This window comes from Mesorhizobium captivum, assembly GCF_033977165.1.
Classification (GTDB): Bacteria; Pseudomonadota; Alphaproteobacteria; order Rhizobiales; family Rhizobiaceae; genus Mesorhizobium; species Mesorhizobium captivum.
In genome coordinates, this window is record NZ_JAVIJB010000010.1 from 130669 (window position 1) to 150893 (window position 20225).

A 20225-nucleotide genomic window follows, 5' to 3' on the forward strand; every position below is an offset into this window, starting at 1 on the left:
GCACTTCCTGAAATGGCGGTGGCACGGTCCACCGCCATTTTCATACGCCTGTCACGCCCACCCTGTAACGAGCCGTCATGCTCAAGCTGAAACTGCGGGAAAGGCCGTTTCCCGAGCTCTCTTATGCCAACCAGCATCAGCCGGCGCTGACGCGGTGGTTCATCCATTCCGTCGAAGGCCTGTCGGGCCGCGACCGCTTCGCCGTGCTTTATGATTTCTGGCGCCGTCAGGTTGCCCCAACGGGCGAAAGCGTGTTCAGCCGCATGCTGGAGCTGATCGACGTCGAGGTGCGCAACGCCGGCCACTGGCCGCCGGTGAATTTGCCGGACACGCCGCTGGTGATCGTCGCCAACCATCCCTTCGGCATCGGCGACGGCATTGCCGTGCTGTCGCTCGCCGAGCAGCTCGGCCGCCCGTTCCGGGTCATGATCCACAAGGATCTGCTCAGGATCCGTGAGATGGAGCCCTATTCGCTGCCGATCGATTTTTCCGAGACCAAGGAAGCGCTGAAGAACAACATGGCGGTGCGCCATGAGGCGGTGCGGCTGTTGAAGGAAGGCGTCACCATCGTCGTCTTCCCGGCCGGCGGCGTCGCCACGGCGCCGAAGGGGTTCGGCCGGGCGATCGACCTGCCGTGGAAGATGTTCCCGGCCAAGCTCATTCAGGAGGCCAAGGCCTCGGTCATCCCGATGCATTTCTCCGGCCAGAACGGCCGTCTGTTCCATCTCGTCAGCGGGCCGATGAACATGGCCGAGCGCGACAACCGCGTGGCGAAGTTCGTCGGCAAGGCGTCGCTGACGCTGCGCACGTCCTTGCTCATCCGCGAGTTCGCCCGCCTGTCGGGCAAGGCCATCGAGGTGCGCATCGGCGATGTGCTGAGGTGGAGCGAGCTGGAGCCGTTGCGCGACCGCAAGGCGCTGCTCGACAGGCTCTATCGCGCCGTTTTTGATCTGGCATCGCCGGCCGCGCCGCGCGGACGCGTGCCTTTCCTGCCAAAGCGGATGCGCAAAGCCGCCTGACCGGCTAGTATTAGCCGGCTTTCAAACGGTCAATAATATTTTAGCATCTTCTTGAATACTTGATGGATATTCATGCAACTGTGACCAGTGGCCACAGTCATAGGTTGCACGATTTGCTATCAACGGCTTGGGTGGGAGCCAAGCCGATGAATATTGCGAAGACACTTGTATTGACGAGTCTGGTGCTGGGCGGCGTCGGATTTGCCGCCGCGGGGGCGGCCAGGGCGGGTGATGCCGTTCCATCCTGGAGCGGCGCGTATACTGGCGCGAACTTTGGCTATGGCTGGGATTCGGGCAAGGTCGGTTTGTCGCCAAGCACGGATGTCCCGGAGCTGCAGGATTTCCTGGACGACATCATCGCTTCCGGCTCCTTTCCTTCGTCCATATCCCCTTCAGCTCGGGGTGTGATCGGCGGCGGTCAGGCCGGCTACAACTGGCAACTGCCGTCCGGCTGGATTGTTGGCATCGAGGCGGATCTGCAGGCCTCAGGCATCGGCGGATCGAAGTCGGAAGCCAGGTTTCCGGAATTTTTCGACGCGACAAGCACGAGCGTCGAAATGAAAGTCGACTGGTTCGGAACGCTGCGCGGGCGGGCAGGGTACCTCGTCGATCCGCAATGGCTTGTCTATGCAACGGGCGGCCTCGCCTTCGGCGAAACCAGCCTAAGCTACAGCGAGGCCGACGTGACCTCAGGTTGTATTCCTGACGCAACGATCTGCGGCGATCACACCGCCTCCGGGACGCGTGCGGGCTGGACGGTGGGAGCCGGCGTCGAAACGATGCTGGCGCCTAATTGGAGCGTGAAGGCCGAATATCTTTACGTCGACCTCGGCAAGCGGTCCTTCACGGCAGCCACTAACACACCGATCGATTTCAACGTGTCAGCCAAGTACCACGAACAGACGGCTCGCATCGGGCTGAACTACCACTTCGATTAAGAAACCCTGGTGCCTGGCCGTCAGTCCGCGCCTTCCTCCGGATCAATGGCGGACGATTCGTTCGCCACGACCTCGATCTCCTGGTTCTGGCCGGCCACGACCGTGAAATCCTTCTGGTAGATGCGGTCGCGGTTCTTGGCGATGATGGTGTACTGGCCCTCGGCCAGCACCATCGAGGCGAAGGCGCCGACGGCTTCCTTGATCGGATCGCCGGATTCGTTGAGCAGTGACCAGGAAGTGTCGGCAATGGCTTCGCCGCCGGCCTCGCGCACCAGCTTCATCGTCATCTCGGCCGCGCGGTGCTCGACGGTGGCCTCCGTCAGCTTGCCGGCCTCGACGCGGATGTCGGAGCGGATCACGGCGTTGACCGCGCCATAGGTGGAGACGACGTGATAGGTGCCGGCATTCAGCCGCACCACTGTATCGGGTGCGACGTCGGGGGCGATCAGCGCACGATCGCCATTGGCCTCGGCCTGGCCCTCATAGATCGCGAAGCGGAGCTTCTTCGGCGGGATATGCGCGCCGCCTGACGTCACGGCGTCGAGCTTCAAGCCGCCGGCGTCGAGCACAAGGCTTTCGCGCTTGGCATCCTTGCCGACGGTGATGCGCTTAGTGGCGCCGGCCCGTCCATATGAGGCGTGGACAAGGTAGCTGCCGGGATCGAGCTGGAACACCGCCGTGCCACCATGCGCGGACGCCACCATGGGCAGCTTGCCGTCGCCGGCCGGCTCCGGCCTGAACACGCGCCAGACGATGCCGCGGGTGATGTCGGCGCCCTTGTCGGTCAGTTGCGCCGAAAGGGTGATCGCGCCGCCATTGCCGAGCGCAAGCGACCTCTCGCTCTTCGGCGTCGTATAGCTCGAAATGCCCGGCAGCTTGATATCGCCGACGTCGTTGGCGTTCTGGGCCAGCGCGAACGAGACCGGCACCGCGAACAGCGCGGCGACGAGCCCGATCACGAAAAGGCGCAGAGTCCCCTCAAACATGCCTTGCGTTGAAGCCCAAGGCGGTGGCAATTTCAAGGCTCAAGAGCCTGCCGCGTCCCGGCAAGGCTCTTTATCCGGCGCATAATGCGTCATTGCCCGAGCCGCCCGGCCTCCCGATAGCGCGCTTCAGCTCAAAATTGAATGTTTCTAGGAGACTTGCGCCCATGGCGTCGCCGATCATCGACTTCCTGCTGACCCGCAATTCCGCGCCTATACCCGACCTCAAGGAGCCGGCGCCGAGCGATGCGGAGATCGCCACGATGATCGCCGCTGCCTCGCGCGTTCCCGATCACGGCCGGCTCGAGCCTTGGCGCTTCATCCTCTACCGCGGCGAAGCGCGGGTCGAGATCGGCAAGAAGCTCGCGGCCCTTGCCGAGCAGCGTGAGGGACCACTGCCCGAGGGGCGGCGCAACCAGGAACTGGCGCGCTTCTCGCGCGCGCCGCTGGTGATCGGCGTGGTGTCGGTGCCGAAGGAGAACCCCAAGATCCCGCAATGGGAGATGTTCCTGTCGGGCGCAATGGCGGCTATGAATCTGATGATCGCGGCCAATGCGCTGGGCTATGGCACCAACATGATCAGCAACTGGTATTCCGATGTTGCGGAGGGCAGGGCGATCCTCGGCCTCTCGCCGCGGGAGCGCGTCGTCGGCTTTGTCCATATCGGCTCATACCAGGGGCCGGCGCCGGAGCGGCCGCGGCCCGATCCGGCGAAGCTCTATGCCGACTACACAGGGCCCTGGGTCGGCTAAGATGTTCTACGAGCCTTCGAAGGGACATGGCCTGCCGCATGATCCGTCGAAGGCGATCGTGGCGCCGCGCCCCATCGGATGGATTTCGACCATTGACAGGCAAGGCAAGGTCAACCTTGCGCCCTATTCCTTCTTCAACGCTTTCTCGACGCGTCCCTTCATCGTCTGGTTCTCATCCGAGGGAGAGAAGGACAGCGCGACGATTGCGGCCGAGAGCGGCGAATTCGTCGCCAATCTTGTCAGCCGCGAATTGGCCGAGAAGATGAACCGCACGGCCGTCGATGCGCCGCGCGGCGTCAGCGAGTTCGGCTATGCCGATCTCGCCATGGCGCCGTCGCGCCTCGTCGCGCCGCCCCGCGTGGCGGAAGCGCCGGCGGCGCTCGAATGCCGGGTTACCGAGATATTTCGGCCCCGGGCGCTGGACGGCACGCAAACCGGCGCCGTCGTCGTCGCCGGCGAAGTCGTCGGCGTCCATATCGACGAGGCCTATCTCAAGGACGGCCAATTCGACATCGTCAGAGCCGGCAATGTCGGCCGGCTCGGCTATATGGACTATGCCAGCGTCAACGAGATTTTTTCGATGCGGCGGCCGCGTTGGCCGAAGGATTAGCGCGGATCCGGCGACTGTATCGCCGGTCCGCTCCAAGCGTAGGTTTTACGCAATTCCGGACGGAAGGCCACGGCGAAGTCGCCGAACCTAACCGTTGCGCACTTTTCCTGGAATTGCTTTGGCGCGCGCCATCATGACGGCGCGCACATAGCCAGGCTCGCCGATCCGGATGCTGCCGTCTGCGAGACCGAGGATGCGGTCGAGGGCGATCTCGTAGAGCCTGATGCGCTTCTCCAGGGCTTCGATCGCGATTTCCATGTCGGCATCGCTGCCGCTGGCGAACGCCTTGGCGATGACGTCGTGCGTGGCCATGCCGAATTGCATGACGATGTCGGCGACGCCTTCCGGGTCGAATGTGCGGAACGTGCCGTCCTTGACGCCTTGCCGGATGATCTCGACCAGCAGGGGCGAAAACGATGCGCTGGCCGCCAGATTGATGCGGTGGAAAAGCACCAGGTTTTCCGGCCGAAACAGCGTCTCGAACAGCGCCCAGGCTTCCGCCGCGGTCTCGATCTTGGCCTGCCGCGATTTCGCGAGCAGGGCATTGAGCCGCCCGAGCGGATCGAGCGCCGGATCGGCGAGTATGTCCTGGACACCGGCGAGCGCCTGTTTCGCGAAGCGCTCGGCCAGCGCTTCGAGCAGGGCCTCCTTGGACGGAAAATAGTGATAGAAGGCGCCCTTCGAGATGCCGGCGGCGGCAATCACGTCATTGAGGCTCGCCTTGTCGTAGCCATGCGTCAGGAACAGGGTCTGGGCATGGTCGAGCAGTTCTTCTCGCCTGAGTTCCGGGTGCTTGACGATACGTGGCATGGCGAAACCTTCTGCACGCCGCGACCGTTCCCGTCCAGATGCCGGAGTTGTCGATAAGGCTTGAGAGCAGACCACTGGTCGGTATAATAGACCACTGGTCGGATTCGGCCAATAGCGGCGGGGCATGTCACGGAAGGTTGGTCATGGTCTCGAGATTGGTTGTCCAGACATTCGTGTGGTTTGGCGTCATGGGCGCACTGATGTTTCTGTCGGCAGGCACGCTGCACTGGACCGGAGCCTGGGTGTACATGGTCGTGATGGTCGGGCTAAGCCTTACCATGGGTGTGGCGCTTGCCCGGCGCGATCCGGGCCTGATGAATGAGCGCCTCCGCCCTCCGATCCAGAAGAACCAGACCGCGGCCGACAAGATATTGCTGAGCATATTGCTGCTCGGCATCTTCGGTTGGCTGGCCCTGATGGGGTTCGACGTCCGTTTCGGTTGGTCGGCAGTTCCCGCCTGGGTGCAAGTGATCGGCGCGCTGGTGCTGCTCGTCGGCATCTGGATCTGCTATCTCACGATGCTGGAAAACAGCTTCGCGGCGCCGGTCGTGAAGATCCAGGACGAGCGCGGACAGCGGGTGGTCACGACAGGGCCTTACAGCTACGTCCGCCACCCGATGTATGGCGGCGCCATACTCTATTTCGCCGGCACGGCGCTGCTGCTCGGCTCCTGGTGGGGGCTGGCATCGGTGCTTGTCTTCATCGTTCTGCTCGCAATCCGCACCTTCATCGAAGAAAAGACGTTGCGGACGGGGTTGCAGGGCTATGACGACTACGCGGCCCATGTGCGCTACAGGCTGATCCCGATGGTCTGGTAGCTCTTCAGGCAGAAATCCCTGCGGCTTTGGCGCGGGCCAGCAGCCGTTCGGCAAGCCGCAGGTGCGGCCGGTCATACATCTTGCCGTCGATGCCGACCACGCCGGGATTTCCCGCCGCTGCGAAGGCTGCGACGATCGCCTGCGATCGCGAGACCGCCTCGGCCGACGGCGTGAAGGCGGCGTTGATGACGGGCACCTGCGCCGGATGGATCGCCATCTTGCCGGTAAAGCCGTCGCGTTCGGCCTCGCGGCATTCGGCCTCGAAGACGGCCATGTCGCGGAAATCCGGAAACACGGTATCGATCGCCGCGACCTCGGCCGCGCCGGCCGCAAGGATGGTCATCGCGCGCGCCAGGCGGAACACGTCGGTGTAGCGGCCGCTATCGTCGCGCGCCGAGCGCGCGCCGATCGCAGCGGACAGGTCCTCGGCTCCCCAGGTAAGCCCGACGAGACGCCCGCTTGCCCCGGCATAGCTCGTCGCCGCCAGCACGCCGGCGGCCGTTTCGGTGATGATCGGCAGGATTCCGATGCCGCCGTCCGGCAACCCGTTTTCGGCCTCGTAAACTCGAAGCTTGGCCGCCAGCTGCTGGACATCCTGGCCGCTGTTCGACTTCGGCAGCATGATGCCGTCGGGCCTCACCGGGACAAGTGCCGCGAGGTCGTCGTCGGTCAGACCGGTCGAGAGGTCGTTGACGCGCACATAGACGGCGGAACCTGTCTGCTGCCTTTTGCTTGAGATGAAGCTCGCCGCAATCGTCCGCGCCTGCGCCTTGTTGGCGGCGGCGACAGAATCCTCAAGGTCGACTATCACCACGTCGGCGCCGGCGGCAAAGCCCTTTTCCAGCTTCCGCTCGGAATCGCCCGGAACGAAGAGCAGCGAGCGCATCAGGCGGCCTTCTTCAGCATCATCGCCTGCCTTGTGCATCTGGCGACAAGTACGTCGTTCTGATTGTAGGCGCGATGCTCGAATTCGACGATGCCGCGATCCGGCTTCGACTTGGATTCGCGCACCGAAACGACCGTGGTTTCGACCCGGATGGTGTCGCCGTGGAAGACCGGGTGCGGGAAGACGGTTTCCTTCATGCCGAGATTGGCGACCGTGGTGCCGACGGTGATGTCATTCACCGAGATGCCGATCATCAGGCCGAGCGTGAACAGCGAATTGACCAAGGGCTTGCCCCATTCGCTCTTCGCCGCGAAGTCGAAATCGATATGCAGGGGCTGCGGGTTCAGCGTCATCACCGAAAATAGCATGTTGTCGCTTTCGGTGACGGTCTTGCGCAATGTGTGACGGAAGACGTGGCCGACGACGAACTCCTCAAGATAAAGCCCGGCCATGTCCGATCTCCTCCGCTTACCCTTGCTTGATAGGCGTTGGTTGCGGCTCCATCAAGCCGGTTAAGAAACATGGTGAACCGTTCGTAAACCATTTCCAGCCTACCTTTCACAACGGGGCCGGGGAACATTCCGGCAAGGGCGTAGCTGGTCGGCATGATTGTTTCGCATTTCCTAAAATGGATTGATACGGCAAGGGTTTCCGAGCGCGCGGCCGCCGCGAGCGCGCTGGCCCGCGCCTACATAAATTCCGACCTGCCTTTCGAGGATCGCTGCGCCGCCGAGGCGGCGCTGACGCTGCTGCTCGACGACGTTTCCGCCAAGGTCCGGCAGTCGCTCGCCGAAGCGCTGTCGATGAGCCACCACGCGCCGCCGCAGGTGATAGCCGCGCTGGCTTCCGACCAACCGGAAGTGGCGGCGCTGGTGCTGGCGCGTTCGCCTTTGCTTACCGATGCCGATCTCATCGACCGTGTCGCCTGCGGCCAGAAGGCCACCCAGAAGCTGATCGCCAACCGCCCCGTCGTCTCGATGGCCCTGGCGGCGGCGATCGCCGAGATCGGCGAGCCGGAAGCCTGCGCCTCGCTCGTTGCCAACAGCGGTGCCGATATTGCATCGCTGAGCTTCCGCCGCATGGCCGAACGGCACGGCCACCTGCCGCTGGTGCGCGAAGCGCTGATCTCCGACGCGCGTCTGCCTGCCGACTGCCGGCACATGCTTTTGGTCAAGCTCGGCGAGACGCTGAAGGGTTCGCCGCTGGTTCTGGCGCTGATGGGGGCTGCGCGCGCCGACCGCGTGATGCGCGACGCCTGCGTGAAAGCCTCCGTCACGCTGATCGAGGGCACGCGCGCCGAGGAGCATGCCGCGCTGATCGAGCATCTGAGGCTGCGTGGCGATCTCACCGCTGGTTTCATCATCCGCACCATCGCGCACGGCAAGGTCGACTTCTTCGGCTCGGCGCTGGTGGCGCTTGCCCAACAATCCGAGCAGCGGGTGAGGGCGTTGCTGGCCGGCGGCCATGACGTGGCGCTGCAGGCGCTGTTCCGCAGCGCCGGCCTCGCAGCCGCCACGCACGGCATCATCCTGCGGGCGCTGAAGATCTGGCGCGAGGTCGCCAATGGCAAGCGCGTCGCCGGCGTTCAGGAAGTGAGTTGGCTGATGCTGAAGGAACTCGGCGGGCAATCGGCCGAGGGCGATCTTGCCGGGCTGGTGAAGTCGATCCACCTCGACGCGCTGCGTGAGAACGCGCGCGGACATGCGCTGGCAATTGCTGCGGCTTAGTTTGAACGTCACCGACCGGCGAACGGTCGCGGTCGCCGCTGCGTTGTGGGCTGGCGAAATTGCTACTATCTTTGGGTTATGCAGCACCCCACAGGAAAAAGTGTCAAGATTCCGGCGGAGATCAAGCCCTTGATCGACGAGATCAAGCTTCGCCTCAACCCGGATTCGATATGGTTGTTCGGCAGCCGGGCGCGGGGCGACAATCGACCCGACAGTGATTGGGATATCTTGGTTGCCTTGCCGGATAATACCAGACCGGAACTGCTCGATCCGCTCGTAGGCTGGACGATCCAGAACGAAATCGGAATTCCTGCCACGATACTTGCCACGACATCCGGCGATTTGGCTGCAAGCTGGGGAGCACGAAACACTATCGCTTACGCTGTCGCTCGAGACGGGCAACGGCTGGATGTCTGACCATCGAACCATCGCCAGCGCGGTTCGATTGGCGAGCGGATGTATCGAGGATGCGCGCCTTCTTGCTCAAACAGGCTCTCGCAATGCAGCCTATCTCAGCGAGCAAGCGATAGAGCAGGTCATTCGGGCGTTGGCGACTTCCGAGTCATATCGAACGCCATGACGCACACCAGCTCGACAAGATCGTACGGCGATTTCCGGATGACAACGCCGAGAAGGCAGTATTGAAGTCGCTCACATGGCTGGAGGCCTACGCGACAACTTTTCGATACCCATCGCCGTCCGGTCAGATACCCCGCACGCCCGACAAATTGAAACTTGGGGAAGCTATCGACGATATCTCGAAGCTGATCTTGCGGGTTGCGGCTCATTTTGAGGTGGACCTCACCGACGAATCCAAGCCGGCAAAAGCGGTGGTGCCTATGCGGAGGCCACAAGGCAGGCAACAAGACGTTCCCGCAAAGAGCTAATTTCGATCCTTCGCGAAGAAATCCGGATAATCCTCCATCGCCGCGGCGATGATGCGCAGCGAGGCTGCGACCTGCAGCATTTCGGGCCGGTCGCTGCGATCGGCGATGCTGGCCGCATATTGCCTCGCCACGGCAACGGTCGACGTCTGCGGTTCGCCATGCCTCCTGAACAGCAATTCCCGCGCCAGGCCGCGCAGGAAATTGCCGATCGATTCCACCGTTTCGTGAGGGACGGCGGAGTTCAGCTGGGCATTGCGCAGCCGCAGCACTTCGAGCCCGACGGTGACGGCGGCGATGCTGCCGCCCAGAATGGGGTCACCTTTCCTGCCTGTACGCTGCAGCTGCGGCATCAACTGGTTGATCCGGTCGTAGGCAAGGCTTTCGAAGGCCGAACGTCGCGGAATGCGCTCATGCAGGCAAAGTCGCGCCAGGTCCTCCCGCATCGCCTGCGAGATGCGCTCGACGGTGACCCAGGCGTTGGCCGGCAGCACGACGATGAAGACGCCGATGGCAATCAGGATGCCGACCAGGATCGACGCCGATCCGGCGAAGAACGGACCGGGATCGTAGGTCATCAGCTGGTGCGGGCTGAGGAAAGCCAGGAAGTTGATGGCGAAGGCGGTGGCGACGCCGACATGGCGCGGATTGGCCATGCCGAGTGCTGCCGGCACCATGATCGGCACGACAAAGAGCGTGAACCAGCCGAAGCCGGGGAGCGCCGGCATGGCGATCTGGCCGACGAGAAAGGCAAAGGGGAGCGCCAGCAGCGTTCCCGTGAAAAAGCCCCAGGCGGACTGGACCGGATCGGGACGTGCCGCGAACAGGCTGGAGACGACGGCAACGAGGATGACGGTGCCGGCGGTTTCCGACCATTTGGTCGTCAGCCAGAAAGCTGCCACCAGGAGGGTGGCCAGCGCGGCGCGCACGGCATTGCGCCAGGCGGCGTGATAATCGCGATGCACGACCAGCGCCGGCTGCTGTCGTTCACGGGACGGCCTGGAGACCGGCGAGCGAAGCGCATCCAGGCCACGCATCACCTGCTTCAGCGCCTCCGCGAAATCGGCTGCGATGGTGAGGCGGGTGATGGTGCCGACCTTGTCTTCGCTGGGGTCGGTAGGCACAGGCGGCGCCTCTCTTGCCTTGCTCGCGATCGCATCGAGCCGCGCTACCCACGGTCCCGTGTCGTCAAGCGCCCCTGGCGTCGCCGCCAGTTCGCCGACCAAGGTCTTCAACTCGCCGCGCACCGGGATGAGCGCCGCGTTCTTCGGCGCGGCATGGGTGTGCAGCGCGCGCGCCGCCGAAAGCGCCCATAGGAGTTGCCCGATCGTGCGCCGCACCGGATGGGCGCGCGTGGCGAAGCTCGGCGCCTCGAGACGCGCATAGGTGCGCATATCGGCAAGCGTCTGGGCATCGGTGATCAGCTTGCGCTGAAGAGTGGCGAGGTCGGCCGGATCGCCGCCGGAAAAGGCGCCTGAGGCATAGTCGGCAAGATCGAGAATGCTGCGCTTCAGCCTCGAAATGATGGCGTCTGCCGCCAGTTTCGGCAGGATCAGCCGGCTGGTGACGCCGGCGCAGACGATGCCAAGCACGATTTCAGCGCAGCGCGCGATGGCGAGATCGACGACGAGATGCGGCTGCCCGAATGCCGGCAGGCTGATGATCATCGCGGTGTAGCCGGCGAGGGCCGCACCATAGGCCTCCGGATTGCGCAGCAGCGAGGAGACCAGCGTGCAGACGCCGACCCACAGCGCCAGCGCCGTCACCAGCAACCAGGGATTGGTGCCGAACAGCGATGTGATGCCGATCGCCGCTACGCCGCCGGCCAGCGTGCCGAGCAGCCGATAGAACCCCTTGGCCAGCACCATGCCGGCCACCGGCTGCGCGACAATGAACACGGTCATCATCGCCCATTGCGGATGGTCGAGCTTGAGGGCGTAGGCGGCAAGTAGCGCGATCAGCCCGGCTGAAACCGTGCGCAGGGCAAAGATCCAGTCCGAGCGCGTCGGTTGCGTCAGGCCATTCAGCGGTATCTCGACAAGCGCTTTCAGCCGCGTCAGGGTCACATCCAGTCTCCCTAAAGCGCGTCACCTGAAACGGGTTTCAGGCGACGCGCTTCAAGTCCTTGTTCTGATGCATGTCGTTATCCCAGAACCGCTGCACACTTCTGGGCGACATGCATTAGCGGAGCCTGTTGTGGACCAGTCCGCGTTCAGATATCCAGCACGTCGGTCTCGGCGAATTCGGCGCGTTCCTGAATGAAGCGGAAGCGCGCCTCGGGCTTTGTGCCCATCAGCGCGTCGACGGCGTCCTTGGTCGCCGCCTCGGCCTCGCTCACGTCGACCCTGAGCAGCGTGCGCTTCCTCGGGTCCATCGTGGTCTCCTTGAGCTGCGAGGCCATCATTTCGCCCAGGCCCTTGAAGCGGCCGATCTCGACCTTGCCGCGCCCGGTGAATTCGGTGCGCAGCAGCTCATCCTTGTGCGCATCATCGCGGGCATAGGCAACCTTGCCGCCCTGGCGGATCGAGTAAAGCGGCGGCACGGCCATGTAGAGATGGCCGCCGCGGATCAGGCTCGGCATCTCCTGATAGAAGAAGGTGATCAGCAGCGAAGCGATATGGGCGCCGTCGACATCGGCGTCGGTCATGATGATCACGCGGTCGTAACGCAGGTCCTGGTCACGATATTTCGAGCGCGTGCCGCAACCGAGCGCCTGGATCAGATCGGAGATCTGCTGGTTGGCGGCAAGCTTGTCGTTGCCGGCGCTGGCGACGTTGAGGATCTTGCCGCGCAGCGGCAGCACCGCCTGGCTGGCGCGGTCGCGCGCCTGCTTGGCCGAACCGCCGGCTGAGTCGCCTTCGACGATGAAGAGCTCGGCCCCCGCGGCGGCGTTCTGCGTACAATCGGCGAGCTTGCCCGGGAGGCGCAGCTTGCGCACCGCGCTTTTGCGCGAGACTTCCTTTTCCTGGCGGCGGCGCACGCGCTCGTCGGCGCGCGCGATCACCCACTCAAGAAGTTTTGAGGCTTCCTGAGGATTGTCGGCCAGCCAGTGGTCGAACGGATCGCGGATGGCGCTTTCGACGATGCGCATCGCCTCGATGGTCGCCAGCCTGTCCTTGGTCTGGCCGACGAATTCCGGCTCGCGGATGAACACCGACAGCATTCCAGCGGCCGAGATCATCACGTCCTCGGTGGTGATGACGGAGGCGCGCTTGTTGCCGATCAGGTCGGCATAGGCGCGAAGGCCGCGCGTCAGCACGTTGCGGAAACCGGCCTCATGCGTGCCGCCTTCGGCGGTGGGGATGGTGTTGCAGTAGGAATTGAGGAAGCCGTCGCCGCCGAACCAGGTGACGGCCCATTCCAGCGAGCCATGGCCGCCTTGCCTGTCGCTTTTTCCCGCGAAGACCTCGCGGGTGACCTGGAATTCGTCACCGAGCGTGGCCTTGAGATAATCCTTCAGGCCGCCGGGAAAATGGAACTCGGCCTTGGCCGGGGTTTGATCCTTCTCCTTGATGAGCGACGGATCGCAGGTCCAACGGATCTCGACGCCGCCGAACAGATAGGCTTTCGAGCGCGTCATGCGGTAGAGCCGCGCCGGCTCGAAGGCGGCGCCCTTGCCGAAGATCTGCTCATCGGGATGGAAGCGGGTCTTCGTGCCGCGGCGGTTGTGGACCTCGCCGAGATGCTCGAGACCGCTGACCGGGATGCCGCGCGAAAAACGTTGGCGATAGAGCTGGCGACCGCGCGCGACCTCGACCTCGAGATGGTCGGACAGCGCGTTGACGACGGAGACGCCGACGCCATGCAGGCCGCCGGAGGTCTCGTAGACCTTGGAGTCGAACTTGCCGCCCGAATGCAGCGTCGTCATGATGACTTCGAGCGCCGGCTTCTTGAATTTCGGATGCGGATCGATCGGGATGCCGCGGCCGTTGTCGGTGACCGTCAGGAAGCCATCAGCCGAGAGTTCGACGTCGATGAAGGTGGCGTGACCGGCGACCGCCTCGTCCATAGAATTGTCTATGACCTCGGCGAAGAGGTGATGCATCGCCTTGTCGTCGGTGCCGCCGATATACATGCCCGGGCGGCGGCGCACCGGCTCCAGCCCTTCCAGCACCTCGATGTCGGCCGCGCTGTAGCTCTCGCTGCCGTCACGGGCGGAGGTCGAACGCTTCGCCGCCTGAACCAGCGGATCAGCAGGGCGCGAGGGCGCGCGCCCTTGCTGAGGCTGCTTTTCCTGATTGCCGAAAAGATCGCTGGTGTCGTCCATGCTGGCCATTAAGTCCGGTACTGCGAATCACTCCTCGATACTGCCACGCTTTTGGCGGGCGAACGAGTTCCTGTTCCGTTCAGGGATCAAAGTCTCTCTTATTCTAAAACCATTCGATAACCAAGCCGCCGGAAATAGGGCGGTCTCCATACGTTTGGATTCCTGATTCTTTAACAATGACGCCTAGCGTGAGAGGCAACAAACAAAAGACCGCGGGGCGTCAGGGGTTCGTTGTGAGGGGCAGGGCCATAACCATGATCGGCATCGCAGCCGTTTTCGGCGCGATCTCGATCTTTGCCGCGGATTTCTGGGTCAAAAGCCAGGCGAGGGCCCAATCCGAGCAAAAGGTGGCATCGATCGCGGCGCCGCAGGAGCCCAAGGTCGAGTTCAAGACCATCGTGGTGGCCAATGCTCCGCTGCGCTACGGTATGCAGCTCGATCGATCGCAACTCACCGAAATCCCGTGGCCGCAGGATTCCCTGCCGCAGGGCGCCTTCCCGACCATCGACAAGCTGCTTGCCGAAGGCAGCCGCGTCGTGCTGTCGCCGATCGAGGTCAACGAGCCGGTGCTGCTCACCAAGCTGTCGGGGCCGAACGGCCGCGCGACGCTCTCCAACCTGCTGTCGCCAGGCATGCGGGCCGTCACCATCCGCACCGATGAAATCGCCGGCGTCGGCGGCTTCATCACGCCGGGCGACCGGGTCGACGTCGTGCTGACGCGCGACGCGGGCGAAATCCAGGAAGTGGCCAAGAACGCCCAAGGGGCATCCGGCTCGACGGTCACGTCCGAGATCGTGGTTTCCGATGCGAAGGTGCTTTCGGTTGGGCAGGGCGCGGACGAGCGCAAGACCGAGCCGCAGATCGCCAATTCGGTGACCCTCGAGGTGACGAACGAAGGGGCGCAGAAGGTCGCGCTTGCTCGCACCGTCGGTACATTGTCCTTGTCCTTGCGGTCCGCCGCCGATGCCAGCGCCACCAGCAATGGGCTCACCACCATCTCCTCCTTCGGCGGTTCGGTCGCCGCGAGCGCAGAGGCAAGCGCCGCCTCGCTGGTCAATACGGTGGCGAAAGAGCCGGAAGAGCCAAAATTCAAGACGGTGATCGTGACGCGCGGCGAGAAGGTCGAGGAATACAAGGTTCCTTCGCGGGAGCCGCAGCAGCAATAGCCGGTGGGGACCGGTCGGGGACAGGGACAATGTTTGGGCTTGATGTGTTTCGGACGGCCAAGGGGCGGCGCCTGCTGCGCGCGATCGCGCTGGCCGTGCCTTTGGCGGTATTTGGCTTCGGCGCTTCGGCCTGGGCCGACAACGATGTCGTATACGTCTCAGCCAACAGGAACGCCTCGATCAAGGTCGCCAAAGGCAAACCCAAGACGATCATGACGAGCGCCGCCTTCTACCAGATCGTCATCGGCGATCCGGAGATCGCCAACGTCAACCCGCTGACCGACAAATCCTTTTATGTGCTGGGCAACAATCTCGGCACCACCGGCATCGCGCTCTTCGATCAGAACAAGCAGCTCGTCGGCACCATCGACATCGAGGTGACGCTGGATACCGACCAGCTCGCAAGCACCATCCGCGCCAGCGTGCCGGATGCCAAGATCAAGGTCGGTTCGGCCAATGGCCGCGTGGTGCTGTCGGGCGAGGCCGAGGATGCGGTCGCGGCCGAGAAGGCCAGCAAGATCGCGTCGCGCTTTTCCGGCAACGAGGAAGTGATCAACTCGGTCAACATCTCGTCCTCGCAGCAGGTCCAGCTCAACGTCCGCTTCGTCGAGATCAACCGCCAGGCGGGACAGGATCTGGGCGCCAAATACGGCGCCAACTTCGCCTTCGGCATCGGCGGCCGCGACGTCATCATCGATCCCGGCACCGTGCCGACGGCGGGTACCGGTGAGATCATCGGCCGGCTGCTCTCGAACGGCGTTTCGATCGACATCGCCATCAAGGCGCTGGAGGAGCGCGGCCTCGCCCGGCGGCTGGCCGAGCCGAACCTGATCGCCCGTTCCGGCCAGACGGCGAGCTTCCTCGCCGGCGGCGAATTCCCGATCCCGGTTTCGGAAGACAACGGCAAGATCAGCGTCACCTACAAGAAATACGGCGTCGGCCTGGATTTCACGCCGACCGTGCTCAAGGACGGGCTGGTCAGCCTGGACATCGCGCCGGAAGTGTCCTCGATCGACACTTCCGCTTCTATCGAAGTCAGCAGCGGCATCTCCATTCCGGCCTTCATCGTGCGTCGCGCCAAGACATCGGTCGACCTGAAGAACGGCCAGAGTTTTATGATCGCCGGCCTTCTGCAGTCGCAAAACGACATCACCACCTCGCGCCTGCCGGGGCTTGGCAAGCTGCCGGTGCTGGGTTCGCTGTTCTCCTCGAAATCCTATCAGCGACGCGAGACCGACCTGGTGATCATCGTCACGCCTTACCTGGTCAAGCCGGTCGATCCGTCAAAGAAGATGGTCGAGCCGACCGACGGAACGCGGCCGGCAAGTCCGGCCGATTATTTCCTGAACAACACCGAGGAAGTGGACGCCTCAGCGCCCAAGCGCCCCGTGGCGCTGGCCGACGGCAGCGCAGCCCGTCCGGTGGCCGCCACGACGTCCGGCCATTTCCTCGATCTGCCGAAGGACTGAAGCCATGCGCCTGGCTCCTTGCATCGCTCTGCTGCTTGCCGGTGCCCTCGCTGGATGCACCAGCGACGACTACGTGCGCACCGAAGGCGTGACGCCGGCGGCCGGCAACGCGCAGGCGTCCAACACGGTCATGCAGATGGTCGACCCTTGGCGGTACGGCGTCCAGAACACCAGGCTCCTGGTGCCGGCTCAGAGCACGAGCTCCACGACCAGTGCCGCGGGAGCGAAAGCCGGTTCGGAGTCGGCATCGACGACATCGGCATCAACGACATCCGACTGATGGGCTGACGACCATGGCATCCGGCACCAAGACCAAGAAGATCCTGCTCGTTTCCACCGACAGGACCTTTTCGCAGGACACGCGGACGGCTTTCGCCGCGTCCGAGGTCATCGAGATCTCGACGGTCGAGAAGAGCGTCAACGAACTCCGCGGCGAGGTTCTGGAAGCCGTTTTCGGCACCGTCATCGTCGACATGGATGCGGCCAAGCTCGAGGAAATCGAGTCGCTGCAGCGCATCATGCGCCGGCTCGAAGGCCGCGTTCCGGTTGTCGTCGTCACGCAGGAATTCAACGCCGCGGCCGTGCGCATCCTGGTGCAGCTCAAGGTCGCCGACTTCCTGGTCAAGCCGATCACCACCGCCGACCTGGTGCGCTCCGTCATCCGCGCGCTGCAGGGGCCGGGGCGGGAGGAAAACACCGAGTCGCAGATCTACACCTTCATGCCGGCCGCCGGCGGCGTCGGCACCACCACGCTGGCACTGCAGACAGCCTTCCAGCTGCATCATTCGGTGACGCGCGGCGCCTCGACCTGCGTGGTCGACCTCAATTTCCAGCAAGGCGCCTGCGCCGAATATCTCGACCTCGAACCGCGCTTCGACATCACCGAAATCGAGAACCAGCCCGAACGCCTCGACCGGCAGCTGCTGGATGTCATGCTCTCCAAGCATGCGAGCGGGCTCTGCGTGCTTGCAGCACCGACGCGCCCTTCGGAAATGCGCTCGTTCAAGACCGATGTCGTGGTGCGCATGCTCGACCTCGTCTCGGCCTATTTCGACAATGTCGTCATCGACATGCCGCGCACCTGGTTCCCATGGACCGAGACGGTGCTGCTGGGCTCCAACAAGCTCTATATCGTGGCCGAGATGACGGTGCCTTGTCTCAGGCATACGCAGCGTCTTATCCAGGCCATCTATGAGACTGCCGGCCGGGAAGTGAAGCCCAGCGTCATCGTCAATCGCTTCGAGCAGAAGATGTTCGACAGCGGCATCAAGCAGGCCGACGTCGAGGACATTCTCGGCGAGCACTTCGTCGGCGGCATCTCCAACAATTACCGGCTCGTGCGCGAGGCCGTCGACCGCGGCGTGCCGCTGCACGACATCGATCCCAACGCCAATGTCGTCAACGACCTGAAGAAGATCATCCTGCCGGAAGAGGCGGTCACGACGACGACAAAGTCGAAGTCGCTGTTCGGCCTCGGCAAGGGCCTCTTGAAGAGGAAAGCAGGATGAGCAGCCGCTTCTCCACCCTGCAGAACCGCGACGCCCGTCCGCAGCGGCCGCCCGAACCAGCGCCTGTCGCGCATCATGCCGTGGTCATTCCGACGACCCGCAAGCCGGCTGCGCCAAAGCCGGACCACGCGCCCGCAAAAAGCGCCAACAAGGTGCTCGACGCGCGCGTGCGGATCCACCGCATGCTGCTCGAGGAGATCAATCTCGTCGCGCTGGAGCGGCTGCCCAAGGACGAAATGCGCCGCCAGGTGCATGAGTTCGTTTCGGAAAAGACGCGCGAGGAGCGGATGGCGATCAATACCGCCGAGCTCGACGCGCTGGTCGACGACATCGTCGACGAGATGGTCGGCCTCGGCCCGCTGGAGCCGCTGCTCAAGGATCCGGAGATCAACGACATCCTGATCAACGGCCATCAGAATTGCTTCGTCGAAAAACGCGGCAAGCTGCAGCAGGTCCACATCCCGTTCAAGGACGAGGCGCATCTGCTTCGAATCATTAACAAAATTGTCGCCGCCGTCGGCCGCCGCGTCGATGAATCGCAGCCGATGGTCGACGCCCGCATGCTCGACGGCTCGCGCTTCAACGCCGCCATCCGGCCGGTCGGCGTCGACGGGCCGCTGGTGTCGATCCGCAAGTTCTCCAAGAACAAGCTCGGCCTGCACAAGCTGGTCGAGTTCGGCGCCATCACGCAGAACATGGCCGAGGTGCTGGCGGCGGCCGTGCATGCGCGCAAGACCACGATCATCTCCGGCGGCACCGGCACCGGCAAGACGACGATGCTCAACGCGTTGTCGGCCTTCATTCCCGAGGACGAGCGCCTGATCACCATCGAGGACGCCGCCGAGCTGCAACTGCAACAGCCGCACGTCGCGCGCATGGAGACGCGTCCGGCCAACATCGAGGGCCATGGCGAGCTCAAGCAGCGCGACCTGGTCAAGAACGCGCTGCGCATGCGTCCCGATCGCGTCATCCTCGGCGAGTGCCGCGGCGAAGAAGCCTTCGACATGCTGCAGGCGATGAACACCGGCCATGAAGGCTCAATGGCGACCATCCACGCCAACACGCCGCGCGACGCCATCTCGCGCCTCGAGCAGATGCTCGGCATGACCGGCATGCCGATGACGGTGCAGTCGATCCGCAGCCAGATCGCCAGCGCGCTCGACATCATCGTGCAGTTGACGCGCCTGTCCGACGGCAAGCGCAAGGTGACCAGCGTCGCCGAGGTGACGGGCATGGAAGGCGACGTCATCCAGATGCAGGAGATCTTCCGCTTCGTGCGCACCGGCATGGAGGCGGACGGCAAGATCATCGGTCATTTCGAGGCGACAGGCATTCGCCCGCGCTTCCTCGAGGACCTGCGCAACATGGGCATCGAATTTCCGGGCAAATATTTCGAACCCGGCCGGCCGCAGGAGTAGCCGGTGCTCGAGGGGTTCAGCCCGATCTACGCTGTCTACGCCGCGGCGGCGCTCACCGGCATCATGATCGCCGAAGGCTGCTACCTGCTCTATGCCGGCCGCAGCGACAAGCGCACGGCGATCAACCGCCGCATGAAGCTGGCGGAGAACAAGATCAGCCAGGAGCAGGTGTTGATCCAGTTGCGCAAGGAGCGCGGCGTCGAAGGCGGCATGTCCCTGTTTTCTTTCGATCGCTTTCGCGCCTTGCGCACCCAGTCCGGCATGATCATGCCGCTGGCCAAGTTCCTCATGATCACCTCGGGCGTGGCTTTCGCTCTGGCGCTTGTTGCCGTCTGGTACGGCCTGCCTCTGCTGTTCGGCCTGGGCTTGTTCCTGGTGCTGTCGCCGGTCTTGCCGGTGATGGCGATGCGTTTTCTGCGCAAGCGCCGGCATAAGCGCTTCGGCCTGCAGTTGCCGGAGGCGCTAGAGCTGATCACGCGCGGCCTCAAGGCCGGCCATCCAGTGCCGGTGGCGATTGCGATGGTGGCGCGTGAGATGGCCGATCCGATCGGCACCGAGTTCGGCGTCGTGGCCGACGAGGTGACTTATGGCTCCGATCTGGTTTCGGCACTCAACAACCTGTTCGAACGGGTTGGCCACGAGGATCTGCCGCTGTTCGTCACCGCCGTGTCGATCCAGACCAGTTCCGGCGGCAACCTGCGCGAGATCCTGGATGGGCTGTCGGCGACGATCCGCGAGCGTGGCAAGCTGCGGCGCAAGGTACGCGCCATTTCGACCGAAGGCCGCATGTCGGCCTACATCCTGACCGCCGTGCCGGTGCTTCTGTTCACCGCCATCATGGTGCTCATGCCGCAGTTCTACCGCGATGTGTGGGGGATACCCAAGACCTGGTATATGCTGGGCGGCTCGATCCTGTGGCTGCTGCTCGGCAACGCCATCATGTTCAAGATGTCGAATTTCAGGTTCTGAG

The 20225-nt window shown here is 63.8% G+C and carries 19 protein-coding genes and 1 pseudogene; 14 read left to right on the plus strand and 6 right to left on the minus strand.

Annotated features, from left to right (window positions below; translation table 11 throughout):
* Positions 1 to 77: 77 nt before the first annotated feature.
* Together RFM40_RS11525 and RFM40_RS11530 are read left to right on the plus strand one after the other, a co-directional pair.
* The gene (locus RFM40_RS11525; RefSeq protein ID WP_320221116.1) at positions 78 to 1019 is read left to right on the plus strand and encodes a lysophospholipid acyltransferase family protein; all 942 of its coding nucleotides are present in this window, start codon (positions 78 to 80) and stop codon (positions 1017 to 1019) included.
* A 146-nt stretch (positions 1020 to 1165) separates the two neighbouring features.
* On the plus strand, positions 1166 to 1957 hold the full coding sequence (locus RFM40_RS11530; protein ID WP_320221115.1) for an outer membrane protein: 792 nt from the start codon (positions 1166 to 1168) through the stop codon (positions 1955 to 1957).
* A gap of 20 nt (positions 1958 to 1977) precedes the next feature.
* Here RFM40_RS11530 and RFM40_RS11535 read toward each other — a convergent pair whose 3' ends face one another.
* Positions 1978 to 2943, minus strand: a complete 966-nt coding sequence (locus RFM40_RS11535) for a hypothetical protein (protein WP_320221114.1) — start codon at positions 2941 to 2943, stop codon at positions 1978 to 1980.
* Positions 2944 to 3107: 164 nt separating this feature from the next.
* Here RFM40_RS11535 and RFM40_RS11540 point away from each other — a divergent pair, with 164 nt between their 5' ends.
* Both RFM40_RS11540 and RFM40_RS11545 read left to right on the plus strand, forming a co-directional pair.
* Positions 3108 to 3692, plus strand: a complete 585-nt coding sequence (locus RFM40_RS11540) for a nitroreductase family protein (RefSeq protein ID WP_320221113.1) — start codon at positions 3108 to 3110, stop codon at positions 3690 to 3692.
* 1 nt (position 3693) lies between these two features.
* Entirely contained in the window at positions 3694 to 4302 is a 609-nt protein-coding gene (locus RFM40_RS11545) for a flavin reductase family protein (RefSeq protein WP_320226633.1), read from the plus strand.
* An 87-nt stretch (positions 4303 to 4389) separates the two neighbouring features.
* Here RFM40_RS11545 and RFM40_RS11550 read toward each other — a convergent pair whose 3' ends face one another.
* Positions 4390 to 5112 carry a TetR/AcrR family transcriptional regulator gene (locus RFM40_RS11550; RefSeq protein ID WP_320226634.1) on the minus strand — a complete coding sequence of 241 codons (723 nt, stop codon included), beginning with the start codon at positions 5110 to 5112 and terminating at the stop codon, positions 4390 to 4392.
* A gap of 143 nt (positions 5113 to 5255) precedes the next feature.
* On the opposite strand from RFM40_RS11550, the gene RFM40_RS11555 reads away from it, so the two are divergent.
* Entirely contained in the window at positions 5256 to 5930 is a 675-nt protein-coding gene (locus RFM40_RS11555) for a methyltransferase family protein (protein WP_320226635.1), read from the plus strand.
* A 4-nt stretch (positions 5931 to 5934) separates the two neighbouring features.
* Here the strand turns inward: RFM40_RS11555 and RFM40_RS11560 are convergent, their stop codons facing one another.
* Positions 5935 to 6816, minus strand: coding sequence for an HpcH/HpaI aldolase/citrate lyase family protein (locus tag RFM40_RS11560; RefSeq protein ID WP_320226636.1), 882 nt, complete (start codon positions 6814 to 6816; stop codon positions 5935 to 5937).
* Positions 6816 to 7274: pseudogene (locus RFM40_RS11565) on the minus strand (MaoC family dehydratase); the annotation flags it as partial. The pseudogene RFM40_RS11565 and the gene RFM40_RS11560, both read right to left, overlap by 1 nt.
* A gap of 147 nt (positions 7275 to 7421) precedes the next feature.
* Between RFM40_RS11565 and RFM40_RS11570 the strand changes: the two are divergent.
* The 3 genes from RFM40_RS11570 to RFM40_RS11580 all read left to right on the plus strand — a co-directional run bounded on the left by RFM40_RS11570 (position 7422) and on the right by RFM40_RS11580 (position 9430).
* Positions 7422 to 8543: a DUF2336 domain-containing protein gene (locus RFM40_RS11570; protein ID WP_320226638.1), complete on the plus strand. Its 1122-nt coding sequence runs from the start codon at positions 7422 to 7424 to the stop codon at positions 8541 to 8543.
* Between the two features lie 129 nt (positions 8544 to 8672).
* On the plus strand, positions 8673 to 8960 hold the full coding sequence (locus RFM40_RS11575; RefSeq protein WP_320221105.1) for a nucleotidyltransferase family protein: 288 nt from the start codon (positions 8673 to 8675) through the stop codon (positions 8958 to 8960).
* 224 nt (positions 8961 to 9184) lie between these two features.
* Positions 9185 to 9430 carry a hypothetical protein gene (locus tag RFM40_RS11580; protein WP_320277559.1) on the plus strand — a complete coding sequence of 82 codons (246 nt, stop codon included), beginning with the start codon at positions 9185 to 9187 and terminating at the stop codon, positions 9428 to 9430.
* On the opposite strand, the gene RFM40_RS11585 is transcribed toward RFM40_RS11580, so the two are convergent.
* A complete protein-coding gene (locus tag RFM40_RS11585; RefSeq protein WP_320226639.1) occupies positions 9427 to 11493 on the minus strand; it encodes an FUSC family protein in 2067 nt (688 codons plus the stop codon). The two genes, RFM40_RS11580 and RFM40_RS11585, sit on opposite strands and share 4 nt — an antisense overlap.
* Before the next feature lie 146 nt (positions 11494 to 11639).
* Positions 11640 to 13694, minus strand: a complete 2055-nt coding sequence (gene parE, locus RFM40_RS11590; RefSeq protein WP_320226640.1) for a DNA topoisomerase IV subunit B — start codon at positions 13692 to 13694, stop codon at positions 11640 to 11642.
* A gap of 254 nt (positions 13695 to 13948) precedes the next feature.
* Here parE and cpaB point away from each other — a divergent pair, with 254 nt between their 5' ends.
* From cpaB to RFM40_RS11620, 6 genes are read left to right on the plus strand one after another with little or no spacing between them, the layout of a single operon-like run.
* Complete coding sequence (gene cpaB / locus RFM40_RS11595; RefSeq protein WP_320226641.1) at positions 13949 to 14860, plus strand: Flp pilus assembly protein CpaB; 912 nt, start codon at positions 13949 to 13951, stop codon at positions 14858 to 14860.
* Between the two features lie 29 nt (positions 14861 to 14889).
* Positions 14890 to 16329 (plus strand): type II and III secretion system protein family protein, encoded by a 1440-nt coding sequence (locus RFM40_RS11600; protein ID WP_320226642.1) that lies wholly within the window; start codon positions 14890 to 14892, stop codon positions 16327 to 16329.
* Between the two features lie 4 nt (positions 16330 to 16333).
* Positions 16334 to 16609 (plus strand): hypothetical protein, encoded by a 276-nt coding sequence (locus RFM40_RS11605; RefSeq protein WP_320226643.1) that lies wholly within the window; start codon positions 16334 to 16336, stop codon positions 16607 to 16609.
* A gap of 13 nt (positions 16610 to 16622) precedes the next feature.
* Positions 16623 to 17837 carry a CpaE/TadZ family protein gene (locus RFM40_RS11610; RefSeq protein WP_320226644.1) on the plus strand — a complete coding sequence of 405 codons (1215 nt, stop codon included), beginning with the start codon at positions 16623 to 16625 and terminating at the stop codon, positions 17835 to 17837.
* Positions 17834 to 19255 carry a TadA family conjugal transfer-associated ATPase gene (locus tag RFM40_RS11615; protein ID WP_320226645.1) on the plus strand — a complete coding sequence of 474 codons (1422 nt, stop codon included), beginning with the start codon at positions 17834 to 17836 and terminating at the stop codon, positions 19253 to 19255. The genes RFM40_RS11610 and RFM40_RS11615 overlap by 4 nt, the downstream gene beginning before the upstream one ends.
* Positions 19256 to 19258: 3 nt before the next feature.
* Positions 19259 to 20224 (plus strand): type II secretion system F family protein, encoded by a 966-nt coding sequence (locus RFM40_RS11620; RefSeq protein ID WP_320226646.1) that lies wholly within the window; start codon positions 19259 to 19261, stop codon positions 20222 to 20224.
* Position 20225: the final 1 nt, after the last annotated feature.

Coding starts and splice junctions, on each gene's coding strand:
- RFM40_RS11525 (WP_320221116.1), top strand. CDS start 78: ATGCTCAAGCTGAAACTGCGGGAAAGGCCGTTTCCCGAGCTCTCTTAT.
- RFM40_RS11530 (WP_320221115.1), top strand. CDS start 1,166: ATGAATATTGCGAAGACACTTGTATTGACGAGTCTGGTGCTGGGCGGC.
- RFM40_RS11535 (WP_320221114.1), bottom strand. CDS start 2,943: ATGTTTGAGGGGACTCTGCGCCTTTTCGTGATCGGGCTCGTCGCCGCG.
- RFM40_RS11540 (WP_320221113.1), top strand. CDS start 3,108: ATGGCGTCGCCGATCATCGACTTCCTGCTGACCCGCAATTCCGCGCCT.
- RFM40_RS11545 (WP_320226633.1), top strand. CDS start 3,694: ATGTTCTACGAGCCTTCGAAGGGACATGGCCTGCCGCATGATCCGTCG.
- RFM40_RS11550 (WP_320226634.1), bottom strand. CDS start 5,112: ATGCCACGTATCGTCAAGCACCCGGAACTCAGGCGAGAAGAACTGCTC.
- RFM40_RS11555 (WP_320226635.1), top strand. CDS start 5,256: ATGGTCTCGAGATTGGTTGTCCAGACATTCGTGTGGTTTGGCGTCATG.
- RFM40_RS11560 (WP_320226636.1), bottom strand. CDS start 6,816: ATGCGCTCGCTGCTCTTCGTTCCGGGCGATTCCGAGCGGAAGCTGGAA.
- RFM40_RS11570 (WP_320226638.1), top strand. CDS start 7,422: ATGATTGTTTCGCATTTCCTAAAATGGATTGATACGGCAAGGGTTTCC.
- parE (WP_320226640.1), bottom strand. CDS start 13,694: ATGGACGACACCAGCGATCTTTTCGGCAATCAGGAAAAGCAGCCTCAG.
- cpaB (WP_320226641.1), top strand. CDS start 13,949: ATGATCGGCATCGCAGCCGTTTTCGGCGCGATCTCGATCTTTGCCGCG.
- RFM40_RS11600 (WP_320226642.1), top strand. CDS start 14,890: ATGTTTGGGCTTGATGTGTTTCGGACGGCCAAGGGGCGGCGCCTGCTG.
- RFM40_RS11605 (WP_320226643.1), top strand. CDS start 16,334: ATGCGCCTGGCTCCTTGCATCGCTCTGCTGCTTGCCGGTGCCCTCGCT.
- RFM40_RS11610 (WP_320226644.1), top strand. CDS start 16,623: ATGGCATCCGGCACCAAGACCAAGAAGATCCTGCTCGTTTCCACCGAC.
- RFM40_RS11615 (WP_320226645.1), top strand. CDS start 17,834: ATGAGCAGCCGCTTCTCCACCCTGCAGAACCGCGACGCCCGTCCGCAG.